Raw genomic sequence first — 19,633 nt, forward strand, 5'->3', positions numbered from 1 at the left:
CTGGAACAATTTTAGCGATCAGCAGTGCCTATTTGCGAATGTTCAACACGCCCTACTGTTAATAAATAACGGCATTTATGACTATTAAGCAGCTATTCGCCACCGCGCCTATCACCACTGTATTACTTATCAGTTTTATTGGTCTGTTTCTCATTCAACTGCTCACAGGCGTCGATGCCAATGACCCTTCTACTGAGCAGTTATTGAATTGGGGCGCAAACGCTCTACCGTATACCATGGGTGAAGACCCTTGGCGCTTAATCACTAGCGGCTTTTTGCATATTGGCTTGATGCATTTATTATTTAATAGCTTTGCGATGTATTTTTTTGGTCAAATTGCTGAGCCGATGTTTGGCTCCGTTAAATTCTTGGCGCTATTCTTGCTCGCAGTGATCGGCGGTAACGTCCTCAATAACTATGTGACTTGGCAAGCGATCATAGACGGTAGCGGTCAGCCTGGACTGTCGGCTGGCGCGTCTGGCGGAATTATGGGCATCGGTGCGGCTTTACTCGTCGCGGCATTTTTTAAGATGTCAGTCAATGGCATGGTGCTCAATCTAAAAAGCTTAATTATCATCATGGGCATCAACTTAGTCTACGGCTTTGCAGTGCCGGGTATCGATAACGCTGGCCATATCGGCGGCGCGATTACTGGCTTGCTTATCGCCTTGCCTATTGCTCTCGCTTATCGTAAGCGAGAGCTGGCACAGCAAGCAGCTATGGCGCAAGCTCAGCAAGCTTATCAAAACGCGGTTCAAGCGAGCTATGCAAGCAATCATCAGCCAAGCTATCAAACGGGCTTACAAGATAATCAGCGCGATAATCCGCCGCTTACCAATATATTTGCTGATAATAATAGCCAAACCCCTGTGGACTCAAACAATACCGCGGATACTGCTGATTTTGACCAAAGTGGGGGCTACATTAATAACTACCCCACTTATATTGATCCCAAGAAATTTGCGCCAGAGCCTGTTGACATAAGCCTGATCTGGCGACTACTGCCTTGGCTAGTCATGCTTGTTATTGTCATTGGTTTTTTGTGGTGGTGGCAAGATATTCATAACCAAATCTTGCAAATACTAGCTGCTACTGAATAACAAATTAAGTTAATATTGATGTTGCAAATAACGCTAAAACTATTTCCTAACTCCCTGCCCATGAGACCCAACTATGTCTAAACTACCTGCTCCAAGCATGACTTATCGCGCTGTACTCTCCACCTTTGCCGCTATGATGCTCTTAGGGGCAGCTGGCACCGTAAGCGCCGCTCCCTTCAAAAACCTGCCTACCGATCAAGACGCTCAGCTCAGCGTAGGCGTTAACGTACTGTACTCTAATAGCGCTTATGATTTGGACGATGAAGAAGTACGGGTACTGCCAGGGGTGTTTTATGACAACAACAGAGTCTATGCGCGCGGCGCTCAAGCTGGTGCTTATCTGATCAATGACGGCACTAACCAGCTATCTGCCTACGCCCAATTAGCAGGCAACTCATTCGATCCTGATGATGCCAATGGCGCGCTGCAAGGTCTTGATGAGCGTAAGATATCTGCCGCCGCCGGTATCACTTATCTACGCCGTACCCCGGTTGGCGGCTTCCGTATTCAAGCCGCTACTGACGTTTTAGACCGTAGTGGTGGTAATACTGCCCGCTTAACCTATCTGGCGCGTATCACTAAGAATAAGCTGACCGTCTATCCGAGCATAGGTTTTGAGTATCACGATGATGACTACAACGAATACTATTACGGCGTTAGCGATGAAGAGTCTGCAAAGACAGGTGTCGCCGCTTATAAATCAAATTCAAGCTTAAACCCTTATATTAACGTTAGCGCTAACTACGATTTCAACGAGCGCTGGGCAGGTTTTTTTAATCAAAGCTTAAGCTACCTGCCTAATGAGCAATACGATAGCCCTATGGTCGACTCGCGTACTGATGCTACGACGACGCTTGGTTTGCTTTATAAGTTTTAAGTATTGAAATATTGACACTTTAAAATAAAAAAGCCGAGCATTTTGCTTGGCTTTTTTGTGAGAAATACAAGATAAATTTTATGATTTTAACTCTTGAAATTCTATAGCCCATCTTTATATATATAGTAGGTAAGATAAACAACAACCAATCCATGATAAGGAGCATGTTATGAGTAAACTAGTCACACGTAATTCAATCTTTGACAACTTCTTTGATGAGATGGCACCTAGCTTTTTAATGCGTCCACTTCACGGTGATGCTCTTCCTAACGCTAGCCAGATCAAGATTGATGTTGGTGAAAAAGAGGATGCGTTTTATGTCAATGCTGAAATACCTGGCGTTGCTAAAGAAGATATCGATCTGTCGATAACTGGGGATATCGTCTCAATCAGCGCGGAGATTGCACAAAAAGATGAGCAAAAAGACGGCGATAAGATACTGCGTAGTGAGCGCTACTTTGGCTCAGTCTCACGTAGTTTCCAGTTGCCTTCTAAGGTAAAAGTAGAGGCGGCAGAAGCATCATACGAAAATGGCATTCTTAAACTGGTACTACCAAAAGAGACCAGCTCAGAGCGCAAAAAGCTTGAGATTAAATAAAAATAGTTAAGTATGAAATAAATTTTTGAGTAAGATATTTAGGGCACATGAGTGATTCATGTGCTCTTTTTTGTGTCACCCTGTTTAGGTCATTTGTTGAGTGTCGCAAGCTCCACACCAACCTACGAATTAAACCCTTTTAAGCTTTATAAAAAATCAAAATCTAAACTACGCTACCTGTATGTAAAAACGAGATGTCACCGCTAGCCCTGAGCGAGGAAACAACGAAGTACTACTTCGTCCGAGTGCAAGGGGATTTACATTTTCGTAAATCCCAACGAGTGGGAATAGCTCCAAAAAGCATAAAGCATAAAAAAGACCTTGCCACATTCTCATATCAGGGGTGGCAAGGTCTTTTTCGTTGAAATCAAGTTGGTGGGTTACACTGTTGCTAACCCACCCTACTCACTTATACAAAACAAAATCTAAATTAAGAAGGATGCACCATATCCGCTGGCGTGACCCACTCATCAAACTGCGCTTCGGTCATTAGATCGAGCTCAACCGCGACTTGCTTGAGCGTTTTGTTTTCTTTATACGCGGTCTTAGCGATTTTCGCGGCATTTTCATAACCGACATGACGGTTCAATGCGGTCACTAGCATGAGCGAATTATGCAAGAAGTCATCGATTTTTTCTTTAACAGGCTCGATACCAACCGCACAGTTGTCATTAAAGCTATTGCACGCATCGCCTAATAATTGGATGGACTGTAGTAAGTTAAAGGCAATCACTGGTTTGTAGACATTAAGCTCAAAGTTACCTGACGCGCCCGCCATGCTGATAGTCGTATCGTTACCCATGACTTGTGCCACAACCATAGACATCGCTTCTGACTGGGTTGGGTTCACTTTACCTGGCATGATAGAAGAGCCTGGCTCGTTTTCTGGAATGGTCAGCTCGCCAAGACCACAACGAGGACCTGAGGCAAGCCAGCGTACGTCGTTAGCGATTTTGTTTAAGCTACCTGCTAGGGTTTTGAGTGCGCCAGAAGCAAATACTTCGGCATCACGCGCCGCTAGTGCTTCAAATTTATTTGGGGATGTGACAAATGGCAAGCCTGTTAGCTCAGCTAATTGCTCAGCTGCTTTTACTGCATAGTCAGGATGAGCGTTTAGACCCGTGCCAACCGCTGTACCGCCGAGTGGTAACTCATATAAACCTTGTAGCGCGTTGTCGATACGCGTGAGTGCATGGTCAAGCTGGCTCACATAGCCGCTAAATTCTTGACCTAAGGTCAAAGGTGTAGCGTCCTGCAAATGCGTACGACCGATTTTGACGATACTATCGAACTCTTTGGACTTTTTATCTAAGGTATCACGTAGCGCTTTGACCGCTGGGATAAGTAGGCTATTGATCTGACGCGCAGCAGCGACACGAATTGCCGTTGGGAAGCTGTCATTAGTAGACTGAGCGTGGTTGACGTGATCGTTAGGATGAATCGGTGCGTAAGTGCCACGCTCAGAGCCTGCGATTTCATTGGCACGGTTAGCAAGCACTTCGTTCATGTTCATGTTTGACTGCGTACCAGAACCCGTCTGCCATACCACGAGCGGGAACTGATCGGTAAGACCGCCGTTGATGACTTCGTCAGCCGCTTGCACGATAAGATCGCGCTTATCGCCTTCGATACGCTCTAGGCTAGCATTAGTAATCGCAGCGGCCTTTTTGACTAATGCCATCGCTTCAATCATCGGACGCGGCAAGGTCTCACCGCCAATCTTGAAGTTCTCACGGCTACGCTGGGTTTGCGCGCCCCAATAAGCGTCTGCTGGGACTTCGACATTGCCCATGGTGTCTTTTTCGGTACGGGTGGCCTGATTTTGTGACATAACGATCCTCTTTTATTAGTAGTTAATAAATGGTTTATCATAAAAAGTGCAACTAAAGCTGCACATAAGGAAAATAGGCTGTAAAGTGAGGTTATGATAGCATGGCTTATCATAAATTTCTCCAAGCCGATGCGAGTATTTATACTTACTAGACACTGAACAACTAGACACTGAACAAATAGATACTAAGTAAAAGTGATTGATCGCCACATATCTTTTTAACCAATACTGTAAATACTATTATGATAACCAATCCACCTAGACGTCAGTTTACTCGCCTGCGCCGCCAACTAACAGATGGTGAGCGCAGACAATACGCACGCATGGCAAGTTTGCACTTGGTTAAATTGCAACAACGCTTGCCTCCGCGTGCGCGTATTGGCTTATATTATGATGGCTTTGGTGAGCTTCCTACTCAGCCGCTATTGGACTGGTGTCAGCGCTCAGGCTACCGGGCATATCTGCCAGTGGTCGGCTCGCTCGGTCGTGACAATAAAGGAGACGACGATAAACGCTTGCGCTTTGTGCCCATTTATCACTCAAAACTTATCAACGTACCGACCTATATTCATCGTTTAGGGATGCCGCAAAACCGACATCGGCATTTATTATGGGCACGAGAACTGGACGTCATCATCTGTCCACTGGTAGCGGTAGATAAACAAGGCAATCGTATGGGCATGGGTGGTGGTTTTTATGATACGACTCTTGGAAGAAGCTATCAGTCTGGCGCTTCAAGGCCGCTAAAAATTGGCTGGTGCTACGACTTTCAAGTGGTTGAACAATTAGCGCGTCAACCATGGGATGTGCCGTTAGACGGTTTGATTACGCCAAGTGGCTTAAGGTGGTTTAAACCCACTCATATTGATGAGTATGAACTAGAAACCTCTAGCGCCGATACGGTTGATACTTATTTACAAACACTAGGCAATGATGACGCTAGGGAAATGCTTTATTACAGTCAAGAACAAAACTTTAGTTCTGATGAGCTATCAAGCGTTATTAATGAGGCGCGTTTGAATGAGCTGCTAGTGCAGAGTGACGAGTTTTTGAATAGTTTGGGTAATGAGATAGAGGGTTTTGAGGATGACAGTAATTGATATTTATCTTTAATTAGACAGAACTATTGTTTAAATATAGAGTATATTTTATTATAGATAGTAATGATTATTATTAACAAATAGGATGTCTATTCTGGTGACAATCTACCCTACTAAAAAATCTAGATCATTCTATGTGCTAACAGCTGCCCTATTGTTTTGGATAGGAGTAGCAATGTTCGGGATTTACTTTTGGGAGTACGATAAACCTAAAAGCTTAACCTCCTTCGTTTACTTTCTCTGCGCTTGTACTTTTTTTATTATCGTTAGCTATAGAGAAAGACAGCTAGAAAAAAAACGTCTATACAATAATAACTTGTTATCCGTTAGCATCTCTTCATCGCAACTGTATGAAGAGAATAAGCATCTGCTTTTGGTTTCCGATAAAGGTTTTTTAAGGGTATCAACTTTCACATTTTACGCTATATTAACCCTATTAATATGCACCGTAGGTTTTCTTTTATACGATTATCTCCATAGTGATATAGAGTATAGCGTCCTTGTCTTTGTTTATCTTGAACTGTTCTCTATGTATTCTATTCATAAAGATATCAAACAAATAAAGCAGTGTATCTATGATAGAGAAATATCGTAGAGAGTGAACTACTTGCTACGTATATATATTACTAATCAAAGCACCATCGCCGCAATCCAGCCAAACGCCAGTAGCGGTATATTGTAATGAATAAATGTTGGCACCACGCTATCTCTGATATGGTCATGTTGACCATCAACGTTTAGACCAGACGTTGGCCCAAGCGTCGAGTCGGACGCGGGCGAGCCTGCATCACCTAACGCGCCAGCCGTACCAATAATAGCGACGGTTGCTAGTGGTGAAAATCCTAGTGATATACATAGCGGTACATAGATAGCCGCCACAATCGGAATAGTAGAAAACGACGAGCCAATACCCATGGTGACTACTAAACCAATCCCTAGCATGACAAAGGCAGCGATCGCTTTATTTCCTGCAAACAAGTTAGTCGCACCATCAATCAGCGGCGCAATCTCCCCTGTCGCTTTCATCACTTCTGCAAAACCTTGCGCGGTAATCATAATAAAGCCAATCATCGCCATCAGCTTGATACCGTCGTTAAACACGCTATCGGCTTCGCGCCATTTGACCACACCCGTCGCCATAAATACCGCAAAACCAAACATCGAGCCTAAGAGCAGCGAGTCGGTATACAGCTGCACCACAAAAGCGGTAACAATAGCCGCTAGCGCGATAAGCGTTTTAAGTTTGCCTTGCGTGGGCGCACGTGTGGCAGTTTGACTCAAGTCGTCGCTAGTGGACTCTTTATCGATTACAGCATCGCGAGCGTCTTTATCTATCGTTAATTGCTGATACTGGCGCGGCTTACGATAGCTGATAAACACCGCAGTCAAAAGGCCAAGAAACATACCGAGCGCCGGAATCGCCATCGCCTTAGTGACGGAGATATCGCTAATATCGATACCGGCTTCACCGACGTTTTTGAGCATAATTTGGTTGAGATAAATATCACCAAAGCCATACGGGATAAACATATAAGTGGTGACAAGGCCAAAGGTAATCAGACAAGCAATAAGTCGGCGATCTATCTGCATACGATTAAAGGCGAGCAATAGCGGCGGCACGAGCAGCGGTATAAAGGCAATGTGAATGGGAATGAGGTTTTGGCTAAAACAGCTCATCATCACTAGGCCTGCAAATAGCGTGTACTTAATCATGAGACTGGTACCGCCCGCATCAATACGCTTAATGACCGCACCTGCCAAAGACTGCGGCAATCCTGAATGCGCAATCGCTACCGCAAAAGCACCTAATAATGCATAAGAGAGGGCAATACCTGCCCCGTTTTGGATACCTTCTTGAAAGGCTTCTAAAGTTGCGGTGATACCTAAACCGGCGAGCAAGCCGCCCGCTATAGCACCGATGAGCAAACTGAGTACCACATGGACTCGCGCCAGTGACAGCCCAAGCATAATCACTACCGCTAGTAGCACCGCATTAATGGTCATACTCTTTGCCCCTATTTAGCCTCAATATTACTTGTCGTCTCATCAAAAAATTCAAAATTAACCTATCTATAAGACGGGCGCTATTTTACCTGATTCTAACGATAAAGCCTATGCGCAAAACCCAATAGCCTGATACCTAGACAAAGCTCAGAATAGAGTTAAAAGCACGTTTTAAAGCCAAAAGTCGCATCATCATTTTCCTTGCTCTTATTTATAGTGCATTAAAGGATAAGCCTTGTAATTTAATCTAAGAACACCATTTATCTATCATGAAACACTAACTTGACTGAACAAGTCTAGTGAATAAGGAATGAATATATGACTGACTATAATATTGATAAAGACAATATCGACATCGATGTGTCAGCAGCAACGCCTGATACTGATGAACAAAATGTTGATAAAAACACTGCCGATAATGGCTCAGACAATCATTTGCCACTCTTGGCACTACGCGATGTAGTCGTCTATCCGCACATGCAAATCGCCCTATTTGTAGGTCGCACGCCGTCGGTCAAAGCGGTGGAGCTTGCGCAAGCAGAGTATGGCGATAAAGTACTCGTTGTCGCACAAAAAGACTCGCTGACCGAAGATATCGACCAAGATAACCTCTATCAGTATGGTACGGTTTGCCGCATCGTCAGCACGATGCCGCATGATAGCGATGAAAACTGCATCAAGGTGCTGATTGAAGGCCAATATCGTGCCCGCGTCGATGCTATAGAAAACCATGCAGACAGCCAAGACGACGTCTTGATGGCGACTTTTGAGCGCGCTGATCTTGAGGTTAAGCTCGATGATAGCCAACAAAAAAACACTATCAAAGCGCTGACTGGCTTGTTTGAAGCTTATGCCGAAGCACGTCTGCGTAACGCACGAGAGCTGACTCGCGTGGCCAAGCGTATCGATGACTTATTAGAGCTCATCTATTTTATCTCTACTCGGGTTTCGATGGATTTGGATGTGAAGCAATCGTTCTTAGAAAAGGACGATCTCAAAGCGCATATCAATACTTTAACCGAGTATCTGGTTAAGCAAAGCGCTGAGCAGAATATCGAACAAGATATTCAAGATGCCGTGCGTCAGCAAATGGAAGACAATCAGCGCGAGTACTTCTTAAACGAGAAGATGAAAGCCATAAAGAACGAGCTGTCAGAGATGAATGACGGCGCGTTCGATGGTGAGGACGATGTCAGCGAGCTTGAACAGCGCTTAGAAGAGGCAGATCTGCCAGAAGACGTGCGCAAAAAAGCGGAGCAAGAGCTGAAGAAACTAAAAATGATGCCGCCTGCATCTAGTGAATCTTCAGTGGTGCGTAACTACATTGAGTGGATATTAGACACGCCGTGGAATGCCACGAGCAAAGTATCGATCAATTTAGAAAAAGCCAAAAACGTCCTCGATGAAGATCACTATGGCTTGCAAGATGTCAAAGATCGTATCTTAGAGTACCTCGCCGTGCAGTCGCGAGTGAAAAAGCTTCGTGGTCCGATTCTGTGTCTGGTAGGTCCTCCTGGTGTCGGTAAAACGTCTTTAGGTGAATCTATCGCGCGGGCAACCGGTCGTAAGTTCGTACGTATGGCACTTGGCGGCGTGCGTGATGAAGCGGAAATCCGCGGTCATCGCCGCACTTATATTGGTGCGATGCCGGGTAAAATCGTACAGTCACTGGCGAAAGTAGAAGTCAAAAACCCGCTATTCTTATTAGATGAAGTCGATAAGATGGCGCAAGACTTCCGTGGTGATCCAGCTTCAGCCTTGCTTGAAGTGCTCGATCCATCACAGAATGATAGCTTCAATGATCATTACCTAGATATGGACTTGGATCTCTCACAAGTGATGTTTATCTGTACAGCCAACAGTATGGATATCCCGCCTGCGCTCTTAGACCGTATGGAAGTCATTCGTCTGCCGGGCTATACCGAAGAAGAAAAGGTCAATATCGCCCAGAAGTATCTTGTGCCAAAAGCGATTAAGCAAAACGGTCTAAAGGACGGTGAGATTGAAATTGTCGAGGCGGCGCTGCATAGTATCGTGCGTAGCTATACGCGAGAGGCGGGTGTGCGTAACCTTGAGCGTGAAGTCAATAAGATCTGCCGCAAAGTGGTTCGCGGCTCGGTTGAGAATCATGGCGCGCGTGCTCCGAAAAAAGATGATCGTGAGCTAGTGGTTGTCGATGATAGCAATATCAATGACTACCTTGGCGTGCATCAGTATGACTATGGTCTTGCCGAAAAAGACGCTGAGATCGGCCGGGTCACTGGCCTTGCTTGGACACAAGTTGGCGGTGAGCTCCTCACTATCGAAGCGGTAGCGATGAAGGGCAAAGGCGAACTGGCCTTTACCGGTTCTCTCGGTGACGTGATGAAAGAGTCGATTCGTGCCGCAATGAGCGTGGTACGAGCACGCGGTGATAGCTTAGGTATCGATTATGAAACCTTTAAAACTACTGACGTTCACGTGCATATGCCAGAGGGTGCAACGCCAAAAGATGGGCCTTCAGCTGGCGGTGCATTGACCACAGCGCTAGTCTCAGCCATCACCGGTATCGCTATCCGTCCGGATATTGCAATGACGGGTGAGATTACCCTACGCGGTAAAATCCTGCGTATCGGTGGTCTCAAGGAGAAGCTACTAGCGGCGCATCGCGGTGGTATCAAGCACGTGTTGATTCCAGCGACTAACGAGCGCGATTTGGCGGATATTCCTGATAACGTTAAGGAAGGTCTAACCATTCAGCCGGTAGCGACTATCGATGAAGTACTTAAAGCGGCCTTAGTCAGTATGCCAACACCGCTAAAGCCTGCTAAAGTGACAGTGGATACTACTTCAAAAAAGTCATTGCATAGCTAAGCGACAACTATCAAAGTTCTACTTAACGAGAGCCGTTTACTTTAGAGTAAGCGGCTTTTTTATGCCTGCGATTTTATAACCTACTTTGGTTCAAAGCTGTGCTATATTTTAGGCAAATGGTTTACTTGGTAGATAATAATGGCTATAAATCAATTTTACATACCGACACTGCTTATAGGTTTAGTGAGTGCCGCCAGCTTACTAGGTTGTCAACATACGCCGCCTAACCCTTCAACTAAAACCATAGCGGCTACTTCTAAGACCTCTAATAGTACTGATAAAAGTTGGTCAGCTTCTACTCCTCAGTCTTATCTTGTGCAGACCTTGACTCGCTATGATTGGCAATTAACCCAAGTCGCTAGAGCGGATGGTAAAGCTCAAGACTTTAAGCACCACCCACCACTGATAATGGCAGTTCGTCCAGATACGTTGTTGTTTAAAGAAGGCTGTCACCTTTATAAAATTGGAATTGAGAGGGGTCATCCTATACCCTATCCCTATTCCATGTCTGAGCTGAGGGACGTCAATGATAACTGTGCTTCAAAATATAACATACAAGGCCCAGGCGCTATTCAACAAGTACTAGAGACAATATTTTCGCCCAGATCTTATTTATATTTTAATTTTAGAGTGCTAACGCTTAATGAAAAACCTCCTATAGCAGAGGGTTCAAAACAATTAGCCCTTAATGTAAATAATGGTATGACGCTTATATTTACAGGGATGCCTAAACCTGAGCAACAAGTATCAGGTTTGCCTATTACGAATGAGCTATTAGAGCGTTATCAGTGGAGAATAGTTAATGCTACTGACCAAAATAACCAACCTATTACTGAATTTGGTTATACAGAGGTTCCTATCACGGTAAACTTCTACACAGACGAACATAGACGAAGTGCTAGCTTTAGTTCGGGCTGTAATGGCGTGAGTGGCGGCTATGCGTTAACTGTTGGTCAAACCTTGCTTATTGGTAGCGCCCCTCAAACTATGATCGGCTGCGGCGATCTAATAAACCATATCGAATCTAAACTCAGTAGGACGATGCTAAGTAGTGTTAGCCAGTTGACACTTGAGAAATTTGATAACAGCAATGTCAATAATTCAGATTTTCCCGATTATCTACTTAATCAAACATTAGAAACTGGCGAGACGTTTATTTGGAAGAATGAAAAAAAAGACAGACGTTAATTTAAATACGTTTTTACATAATTTCAAAAAGGATTTTATAATGATTTTAACTACGATAAAACGCTCTTTGCTTATTCTCAGTTTGTCTGTAGCAACTCTAGGTTGTCAATTTAATTCTATTGCACACCCTCAGCAAATAACTACCGTTAGTACAGCAGCTACTCAAGTTAACTCTAAACAGTCTGAGCAGATGATAGTAAAAGAGACGTTGCCTGCTCTCACTGGCTTAGCTATTAGTAGCGAGCTTTTGGAGCAGTATCACTGGCAGCTTGTCAGTGCGGTTAGTCATTCTTATGACGATAATGGTCAATTAGTTAAAACCCCCATAGGTAACTTTTATCATCCGGATTACCCTATTTCAGTAAGCTTTGGAGGTAATCTTGACAGTCAAACGGTTCACTTTAGCTCAGAATGTAACGGTTCTGGTGCTACCTACACTTTATTAAAAGATAATACTTTCAAGGTTGATAGTATCGTTAGCACTGATATGGGCTGCAGTGAAACGGGTAATCGCATTGAAAACACTTTATTTACTTTGATGAATGGTAGCAGTAGCAAACTGGCCTTAACCTTACAACCTGCTAATAGTTTAAAAACGCTAAACCCTAAAAACAGCTATCCACGCTATCACTTATTGCAAACTATGAAGTCTGGCGAAACCTTGCTATGGCAAAATGAGAAAAAAGATAAACCTTACTAATATTTAACTCATTTGGTTATGTACTTTATGAATTAGGCAGAGACTTATGAAAAACCCATCAATAAACGCTTATCCATTTGTCCTAACTGCTTTGTTTAGCCTATTGAGCATAGCAGCTTTATCAGGGTGTCAAACCATAAAGCAAAATCCCGATATGACGACAGCAAGTGAAATATCAACACAAACATCAACAACGCCAACTGTACCGATAATCCCAAAAGTGCCAAAACCTAAAGTTTATGACGAAGCGATTATCACCTTTCCGCAACTCGATAATATCGACCCTAGCAACTCTTACAAATTCCCTGAGCTTACTGTAGAGAGCTTAAACCGTTATGACTGGCAATTGGTGCGCTCGATAGACAGCCAAAACAATATAAATCAAATGAATACCGAGACGCCCTTAATGCTAGAGGTGCGCCCTAGTCATTTAGTCTTCAGATATGACTGTCAGCGCTATAGCTTACATCATGATGACTATAGCGATAACTCCTACAGCTCTTACAACTATAATTCTAATGGGGTGAGTGATATTACACCTGCTTGGTGCTCGATAAAAGATACGCAGGCTACGAGCGATATCGCTAAGTATTTAACTGAGCTTTTTCCGCGTTATAGCAGAAGCGGTTTCAGTCTTGAGCTACTATCTGCACCACAAACTCAGCCCACTTTAAATCACACAAAATCTCAAAACACCGTGCCCTATGAATTGGCTATCAATGTTCAAGACAAAAAGCTAGTGTTTGCAGGAGCGCTAAGAGCCTTGCAACCCACTCAAGGCTTATCTATCAGTTATGAGTTTCTAAAGGACTATCAATGGCGATTAGTCAGCGCGTTAGATAGCGACAACCAGCCTATCATTGAGCTGAGTCGTCCAGAATTTCGAGTCATCGCTTATTTTGGTTATAGCTTTAACGATGAGCAGCATGTCGGCTTTAGCTCCGATTGTAATGGTGTTGGTGGCCCTTATATCTTGACGCCTGACCATATCCTGCTGATCGGCTCAGGGAATCAAACTATGATGGGCTGCGGGCCCAAACGCGAAGCCGCCGAAAATAAGATAAGAGCGCTTGAACAGCTAAGCAAAAGTCAGTTGAGCTTGCAGCAACTTGATAGCGTCAATGTAGATAATACTAATCTCGATAATTCCGATTTACCCTACTATCTATTAACTCAAAAGTTAGAGACTGGGGAGACGTTGATTTGGAAGAATACCGCTATTGTCACTCGATAAAGAATTTTTAACTTTGAACTATTTCTTAAGGGACTTAATAATGCCATTACCTGAAAATAGTTATTCATTGCTAGTTTTTACTCTAGTTGGATTAGCTTTAGCAAGCTGTCATTCCACACCTATACAAAGCTCGCAGCAGCCTCCTAAAACTGAAAATACAGTTATCAATACACCTGCTGCTATTGAATATATAGAAGTGAAAGATGATCAAGTCATTCAGTGGGCAAACAGCTACGATTGGCAGTTACAACAAGCCGTTGATGCTCAAGGTAATACTATCAACGCAGCTACTGTCCCGCCTATCACTATAGAAGTTGCCCCTAGTCATATTAAACTCACTCAGGGCTGTCAGCGCTATGACATTGAGTTTTTGAGTATACTCGCTCCTCCTTTTCCTAATTATGGTTCTGGTAAACTTGCAACAGAATCGATATGTGTAGACAATCTTATCGATGAAACCGTTCAATCAGAAAGCAGTAATAGTAGTTATAACGATAATTACCATACAATTGAGAGACTATTCCCTCAATATCCCTATTCTAGCCTTAATTTCAATCTAAAACTGCTGCCACTCGTTCAATCTCAAGCTCAAACAACCGCTAACTCTGCACCCAAACGCTTAGCTCTTAATATTGAAAATGGCGCTAGTCTGATATTTGCAGGAACCTCTAAAAATTGGCCTAAACCAGTTGGACTACCGATTAGCAATGAGCTACTTGAGCGCTATCAGTGGCGACTGGTTAGTGGCACGAGTAATAGTTATGACGACGATGGAAAACTAATATCTAGAATTCCTATCAGTGCCTTCTACTACCCAGACTTTCCTATTCTGCTTAGTTTTTCGGATCAGAGAGACCAATATGCTTCCTTCTACGCCAACTGCAATTATGGTATCGGTGGTCCTTATGCACTATTAAAGGATAATACTTTATTGATAGGTTATGGAACTCAATCTGTCATGGGTTGTGGTCTAGAAGGTAATAGAGTTGAAGGTACGCTTGCAGAGCTAATGGCTCGTAGTAAAAGTAAGCTAACGTTAAGTCTACAACCTAACAAACCAACTTCGACTGCCTTGGATGATTTTGTACACTATAATCTATTACAAACCATGGAGACTGGCGAAACTTTAGTTTGGCAAAATGAGCCTTTGCCAGTACGTGAATACCTATCATCAGGCTTGTCATCAGATACTGATGCATCAACATTTAATGAAGAAATGCCTATAGCTGAAAAAGATCCTATCAATAGTGATTAAGTGAAATCTTATAGAGCTCATTAAAACTCTATGCCAATAACTTACATTTATTAACCGATTGTTGCGCTTTTGCCCAATAGTTGTCGGTACTCTCCCGCTATACTGTTTTTGACATCAACGCATGTTGTATTAAGTTCAAAAAATAAAATAATTACAGTGGGAGAGAATAATGAATAAGTTAATGCTTACAAGTGCCCTATTATGTGGTTCAGCTCTAGCGGTAACCGGTTGTCAAACGGTCGAAGGCCAATTGCAAACGGGTAATCCTATTGATCAACCTACGCTACAGTCGGTGATTAAAACTACCGATGCAAGCAATCGCGAAATAGGTCAAGTCTACTTGCGTCCAGTAGAGAGCGGCGTACAAGTCTACGGTAAGCTGATGAACTTGCAGCCTGGTAAGACCGTATCGCTTCATATTCATGAGACTGGTAGTTGTGCCAACATGGGTAAAGCGGCAGGTGGACATTTCAATCCTGACAATAACCCGCACTCAAACCCAGACGACATGAATGGTCACGCGGGTGACTTGCCAAACTTAACCGCTAACGAAGATGGCGTGGCAACAATAAACTACGTCAGCAAAAAGATAGCAGCTACAAAAACGGGTAAATACAGTGTCAATCGCTTAGCCTTTATCGTTCATGGCGGCATTGATGATTATACGAGTCAGCCTTCAGGTGACTCAGGTGCGCGCGTAGCTTGTGGTATCATCGGTACTGTCTAAGATAAGACTTTATATTATGAATAACAAAAACCTCTTAGCTGGCTAAGAGGTTTTTTTATGGCGTTTAATAACTATTAGAGTGAACAAAAGATACAATCGATACCTTTTAAAAATGACACGGCGCTGCTGGGATGAATTTTGCGCAGCATCTGTGATAACAGCACGCAAGCACAATTTATACCAGTAGCGCCCCAGTTTATAACCGTTTTACTTCAAACTGGCTATATTACTATTCTTCTACCCACTCGCCTTTACGCCAGTAGACGCCCCAACGCGTGGCCTTGCCGTTTTTCTCGGAGCCGATGTATTGCTCTTTTTTCTTACGCGACCAGCGCAAAATAGTCGGGTTACCATCTGGATCTTCATCGGGCCCTTCAAATAAATACTGGAACTTATCGTCCATTTTATCTTGAATAGGACGCAGCTCAGCGAGTTTCGGCGCACGTGTCTCGCGTACTTTAGGGAACTTAGACGCAGCTAAGAACATACCAGCTGCCCCCTCACGCAAGATAAAATAATCATCGTGCTTAGTGGACTTAAGATCCGGCAGATGAATAGGATCCATACGCGGCGGCGCAGGCTCGCCAGTCTTTAATACTTTACGGGTGTTGTCGCAGTTTTGACAAGCAAAGTAAGGCCCGAAGCGTCCAGTCTTAAGCTCCATCTGCCCATCACACTTGTTGCAGTCAATGGTTGGCGCATCAGAGCCAGGTACTTCAAACTTACCTTCTTCTAAGATATAACCGTCGCAGTCTGGGTTATTACCGCAAACGTGCAACTTGAGACCGCCATCGACGATATAGCCATTCATCGCAGTACCACATTTCGGGCAGCGTTTTTTCTCCATCAAGTCTTTGACTTCAGCGGCCTCATCATCTGTGTCGCCATCGTCAAGACTAGCAAACGCTTCGACTGGCATGAGGTTCTTAGTGCCTTTACAGCGCTCTTTTGGCGGTAAGTTATAACCCGTGCAGCCTAAGAATACACCTGTAGAGCCGGTACGTAATTGCATAGGGCGATCACATATATCGCAGTGCACATCGGGCACATCGGTGGGATCGTTTGGACGCATACCGTCTTTGTCTTTGGCATGCTCGACTTTATGCTTAAAATCAACATAGAAGTTATCTAGTACATCTTTCCAGTCGCTATCACCTTCAGCAACATGATCAAGCTTGTCCTCGAGCGCCGCGGTAAAGGTATAATCCATCAAGTCAGGGAAGCTGTCGGTCAATCTATCGGTGACGATATCGCCCATCTTTTCGGCGAATAGACGCTTGTTTTCAAGCTTGACATAGCCGCGATCTTGAATGGTCGAGATGATAGAAGCATAAGTCGAGGGACGACCGATACCTTTTTTCTCAAGCTCTTTGACAAGACTTGCCTCAGTATAGCGCGGTGGCGGCTTGGTAAAGTGTTGGCTCGGATCGAGCTTATCTAGAGTGAGCTTATCGCCTTTTTTGACATCAGGGAGCAGCGTATCATCAGTTTTGGCCGGCGGCATAACACGAGTATAGCCATCAAAAGTCATCGTACGGCCGCGCGCTTTTAGCTCGACATTACCCGCCTCTACCAAAAGATTGACTGATAGATACTTAGCAGGCGTCATCTGACAAGCCACAAACTGCCGCCAAATCAGCTCATATAGACGAATAGCATCACGCTCAACGCCTTTTAATTGCGTCGATTTCATGTTGACATTCGAGGGACGAATCGCTTCGTGCGCCTCTTGCGCGTTTTGTTTGTTACCGTAGAAGTTTGGCTTTTCGGGTACGTACTTTTGCCCATAGCTGTCTTCGATAAAGCCGCGCGCCCCTGCTAAAGCGTCACCCGACAAAAAAGTCGAATCGGTACGCATATAAGTAATATGACCGGCTTCATACAAGCGCTGCGCTAAGATCATGGTCTTTTTGACCGAAAACCCTAGACGCGTACTGGCTGCTTGCTGCAAAGTTGATGTGATAAAGGGTGCGCTAGGACGCGACTGAGTGGGTTTTTCTTCACGCTGTTTAACGATAAAGTCGTTGTCTTTGAGAACTTGTAGAACTTTATCCGTCTGCTCTTTATTGACAAGCTTTAGCGTTTTGTCGTTTTGTTTAGTCGCTTCTAAGCGGATGCCATTTTCATCGTCCTCTTTTTTGCTGGTTTTTTTATCGTCAGCAACGTGCGTATCGGCATGAATCTGCCAATACTCTTCGGGGATAAAAGCGCGAATTTCATGCTCACGCTCCACGACTAAGCGCATCGCCACGGACTGTACGCGTCCTGCGGATAGACCGCGAGCGACTTTTTGCCAAAGAATTGGCGAGACCATAAAGCCGACGACGCGATCCAAAAAACGTCTGGCTTGCTGAGCATTGACGCGATCGATATCGAGTTTGGAGGGCTGCTTAAAGGCATTTTGAATGGCGTTTTTGGTAATCTCGTTAAACACCACGCGCTCATATTTACTATCCGCGCCGCCGATGACTTCTTTGAGGTGCCAAGCGATGGCCTCCCCCTCTCTATCCATATCCGTTGCCAGATAGATTTTGTCAGCGTCTTTGGCTAGAGATTTTAGCTCTTTAATCACTTTAGTTTTATTAGGCAGTACTTCATAGACCGCTGCCCAATCGTGCTCTGGATCGATACCCATACGGCGGACAAGCGCTTGCTGCGCCTTTTCTTCTTTAGATAGGCTCTCATCTTTATTAGCAGCAGCTTTTTTGGTGCCTTTGCTAGCGCCTACAGGAAGGTCGCGCACATGACCAATACTCGAGCGCACCACAAAGTCCGAGCCCAAGTACTTATTAATCGTTTTGGCTTTGGCTGGTGACTCGACAATCACCAGCGACTTGCCTTTAGAGCCTGCACTGGCAGTGGTCGTTTTGGTAGCGCTAGTCTTTGCGGCGGCTTTGCTAGGTTTGGTTTCGCTAGCAGCAGACTTCGTTGTTTTTTTTGTTGTGGTTTTTGCCATATTTGACGACACCATAATAAAGGGTAAAAATAAAATAGGAATTGGCAGCCAAGCTTCTTATACCTACAAATGAAATTATCTTAGGCGCTGCCTACAAAACGGTTATAAAAAAATAGTTATAAAATGTAAAATAACTGGTAAATATTAATAAAATAAGATCAAGCCTATAAGGAAGTTACACTGCTAAGCGTTAAAATGTCAACTTATTAAATAAAGCGCTTAATAAACTGACTGTTTTTTGGACAGTCATTTGCACTATCAAAAACAGTTAGTTTGCTATGAGTGTGCTGTTAATGAGTATAATTATCAGCCGTAACTCTTATATCATGATCCGCACTATTAGTACGAGATGCTGGCTTTTTTATCTGCTCTGCCCACTCTTCAAGCTTCGATTTTAGAGCGAGTAAGTCCTCTTCGATCATTTGAGCGCGGTAGCTTGGATTAGTCATAGGCCGCACGTAGGAGACATCTTCCCAATATATAATGATGCTATTGGCCTTAGTCCATAGGCCCTTAACAAAAGGTTCAATGCCCACAGGTAGATCTAAGGGCGTCTTATCTAAGCCAAAATCCGTCTTTTTGATAGTGTTGTTTTGACTACCAGCATGATTACGAATAGCGCTTGGAATATTAAGCGCGACCGCATCAACACTCTCATCAACGAAACGACTATCGGGACGCCACTGCCCGTCTATCACTCGATAGCGTGTATGCGGCAGCTGCACATTGTCTAGTACCAAACAATACTGCCCCATCATACCGCGGCCATACTCCTCATCGCGGCCGGGAAGCCATTCAGGACAAGTCACAAGCTTTGGGTTGAGCTGTAAGCGCCGCGCAGTCATGCGTAGTTTATCCAAACGCTGATCGATACCGTTAGGCTTGAGCGCCATCATACTCCCTAATACAAAAAGTACAATAAGGATAGCAATCCATATTCCCATAAATTCTGCCTTTTTTGATTAGGGACTGTTGAAGATAGTACAGGCGACCGTTACTTGCGACGCCTGACAATAATAAGTGCTACTCATAATAAGTACGAAAGTTAAAAAATCAAGCTTAGCTATCTATAGGCTACTAATATTGCTTAGCTCATTGAGATGACTTCAATCATATTATGCTTTAAATATCATAAACTTAGTTCATAAAAACATACCTATCTCTAACACAACCTCGATAGCTAGTATAATAAAAGCTGCTATCATAACCT

General features: G+C 44.0%; 14 protein-coding genes. 10 read left to right on the forward strand and 4 right to left on the reverse strand.

Features of this window, described 5'->3' with window-relative positions:
* Window positions 1-77 precede the first annotated feature (77 nt).
* From I3248_RS09905 to I3248_RS09915, 3 genes are all read left to right on the forward strand, one after another.
* Window positions 78-1,100 carry a rhomboid family intramembrane serine protease gene (locus tag I3248_RS09905; RefSeq protein WP_238063533.1) on the forward strand — a complete coding sequence of 341 codons (1,023 nt, stop codon included), beginning with the start codon at window positions 78-80 and terminating at the stop codon, window positions 1,098-1,100.
* A 73-nt stretch (window positions 1,101-1,173) separates the two neighbouring features.
* Window positions 1,174-1,977: a MipA/OmpV family protein gene (locus I3248_RS09910; RefSeq protein WP_238063534.1), complete on the forward strand. Its 804-nt coding sequence runs from the start codon at window positions 1,174-1,176 to the stop codon at window positions 1,975-1,977.
* Between the two features lie 169 nt (window positions 1,978-2,146).
* The gene (locus I3248_RS09915) at window positions 2,147-2,575 is read left to right on the forward strand and encodes an Hsp20/alpha crystallin family protein (RefSeq protein ID WP_105243961.1); all 429 of its coding nucleotides are present in this window, start codon (window positions 2,147-2,149) and stop codon (window positions 2,573-2,575) included.
* A 430-nt stretch (window positions 2,576-3,005) separates the two neighbouring features.
* Here I3248_RS09915 and fumC read toward each other — a convergent pair whose 3' ends face one another.
* Window positions 3,006-4,406, reverse strand: coding sequence for a class II fumarate hydratase (gene fumC, locus I3248_RS09920; protein ID WP_238063535.1), 1,401 nt, complete (start codon window positions 4,404-4,406; stop codon window positions 3,006-3,008).
* A 242-nt stretch (window positions 4,407-4,648) separates the two neighbouring features.
* Here fumC and I3248_RS09925 point away from each other — a divergent pair, with 242 nt between their 5' ends.
* A complete protein-coding gene (locus tag I3248_RS09925) occupies window positions 4,649-5,506 on the forward strand; it encodes a 5-formyltetrahydrofolate cyclo-ligase (RefSeq protein WP_238063536.1) in 858 nt (285 codons plus the stop codon).
* Window positions 5,507-6,136: 630 nt separating this feature from the next.
* On the opposite strand, the gene I3248_RS09930 is transcribed toward I3248_RS09925, so the two are convergent.
* Complete coding sequence (locus I3248_RS09930) at window positions 6,137-7,510, reverse strand: Na+/H+ antiporter family protein (RefSeq protein WP_238063537.1); 1,374 nt, start codon at window positions 7,508-7,510, stop codon at window positions 6,137-6,139.
* A 318-nt stretch (window positions 7,511-7,828) separates the two neighbouring features.
* Between I3248_RS09930 and lon the strand changes: the two genes are divergently transcribed.
* From lon to I3248_RS09960, 6 genes are all read left to right on the forward strand, one after another.
* Complete coding sequence (gene lon, locus I3248_RS09935; protein ID WP_238063538.1) at window positions 7,829-10,363, forward strand: endopeptidase La; 2,535 nt, start codon at window positions 7,829-7,831, stop codon at window positions 10,361-10,363.
* A 138-nt stretch (window positions 10,364-10,501) separates the two neighbouring features.
* Complete coding sequence (locus tag I3248_RS09940; RefSeq protein ID WP_238063539.1) at window positions 10,502-11,551, forward strand: META domain-containing protein; 1,050 nt, start codon at window positions 10,502-10,504, stop codon at window positions 11,549-11,551.
* Window positions 11,529-12,251, forward strand: coding sequence for an META domain-containing protein (locus I3248_RS09945; protein ID WP_238063541.1), 723 nt, complete (start codon window positions 11,529-11,531; stop codon window positions 12,249-12,251). Before I3248_RS09940 ends, I3248_RS09945 begins: the two co-directional genes overlap by 23 nt.
* A gap of 46 nt (window positions 12,252-12,297) precedes the next feature.
* Window positions 12,298-13,485, forward strand: a complete 1,188-nt coding sequence (locus I3248_RS09950) for an META domain-containing protein (RefSeq protein WP_238063542.1) — start codon at window positions 12,298-12,300, stop codon at window positions 13,483-13,485.
* Window positions 13,486-13,525: 40 nt separating this feature from the next.
* Window positions 13,526-14,740 carry a hypothetical protein gene (locus tag I3248_RS09955; RefSeq protein ID WP_238063544.1) on the forward strand — a complete coding sequence of 405 codons (1,215 nt, stop codon included), beginning with the start codon at window positions 13,526-13,528 and terminating at the stop codon, window positions 14,738-14,740.
* 169 nt (window positions 14,741-14,909) lie between these two features.
* Entirely contained in the window at window positions 14,910-15,467 is a 558-nt protein-coding gene (locus I3248_RS09960; RefSeq protein ID WP_238063546.1) for a superoxide dismutase family protein, read from the forward strand.
* A gap of 229 nt (window positions 15,468-15,696) precedes the next feature.
* On the opposite strand, the gene topA is transcribed toward I3248_RS09960, so the two are convergent.
* Entirely contained in the window at window positions 15,697-18,423 is a 2,727-nt protein-coding gene (topA, locus tag I3248_RS09965) for a type I DNA topoisomerase (RefSeq protein WP_238063548.1), read from the reverse strand.
* 290 nt (window positions 18,424-18,713) lie between these two features.
* Complete coding sequence (locus I3248_RS09970; protein ID WP_238063550.1) at window positions 18,714-19,367, reverse strand: hypothetical protein; 654 nt, start codon at window positions 19,365-19,367, stop codon at window positions 18,714-18,716.
* Window positions 19,368-19,633 lie beyond the last annotated feature (266 nt).

Origin of the sequence: Psychrobacter sp. Ps3, assembly GCF_022129275.1 — a bacterium.
Lineage (GTDB): Bacteria > Pseudomonadota > Gammaproteobacteria > Pseudomonadales > Moraxellaceae > Psychrobacter > Psychrobacter submarinus.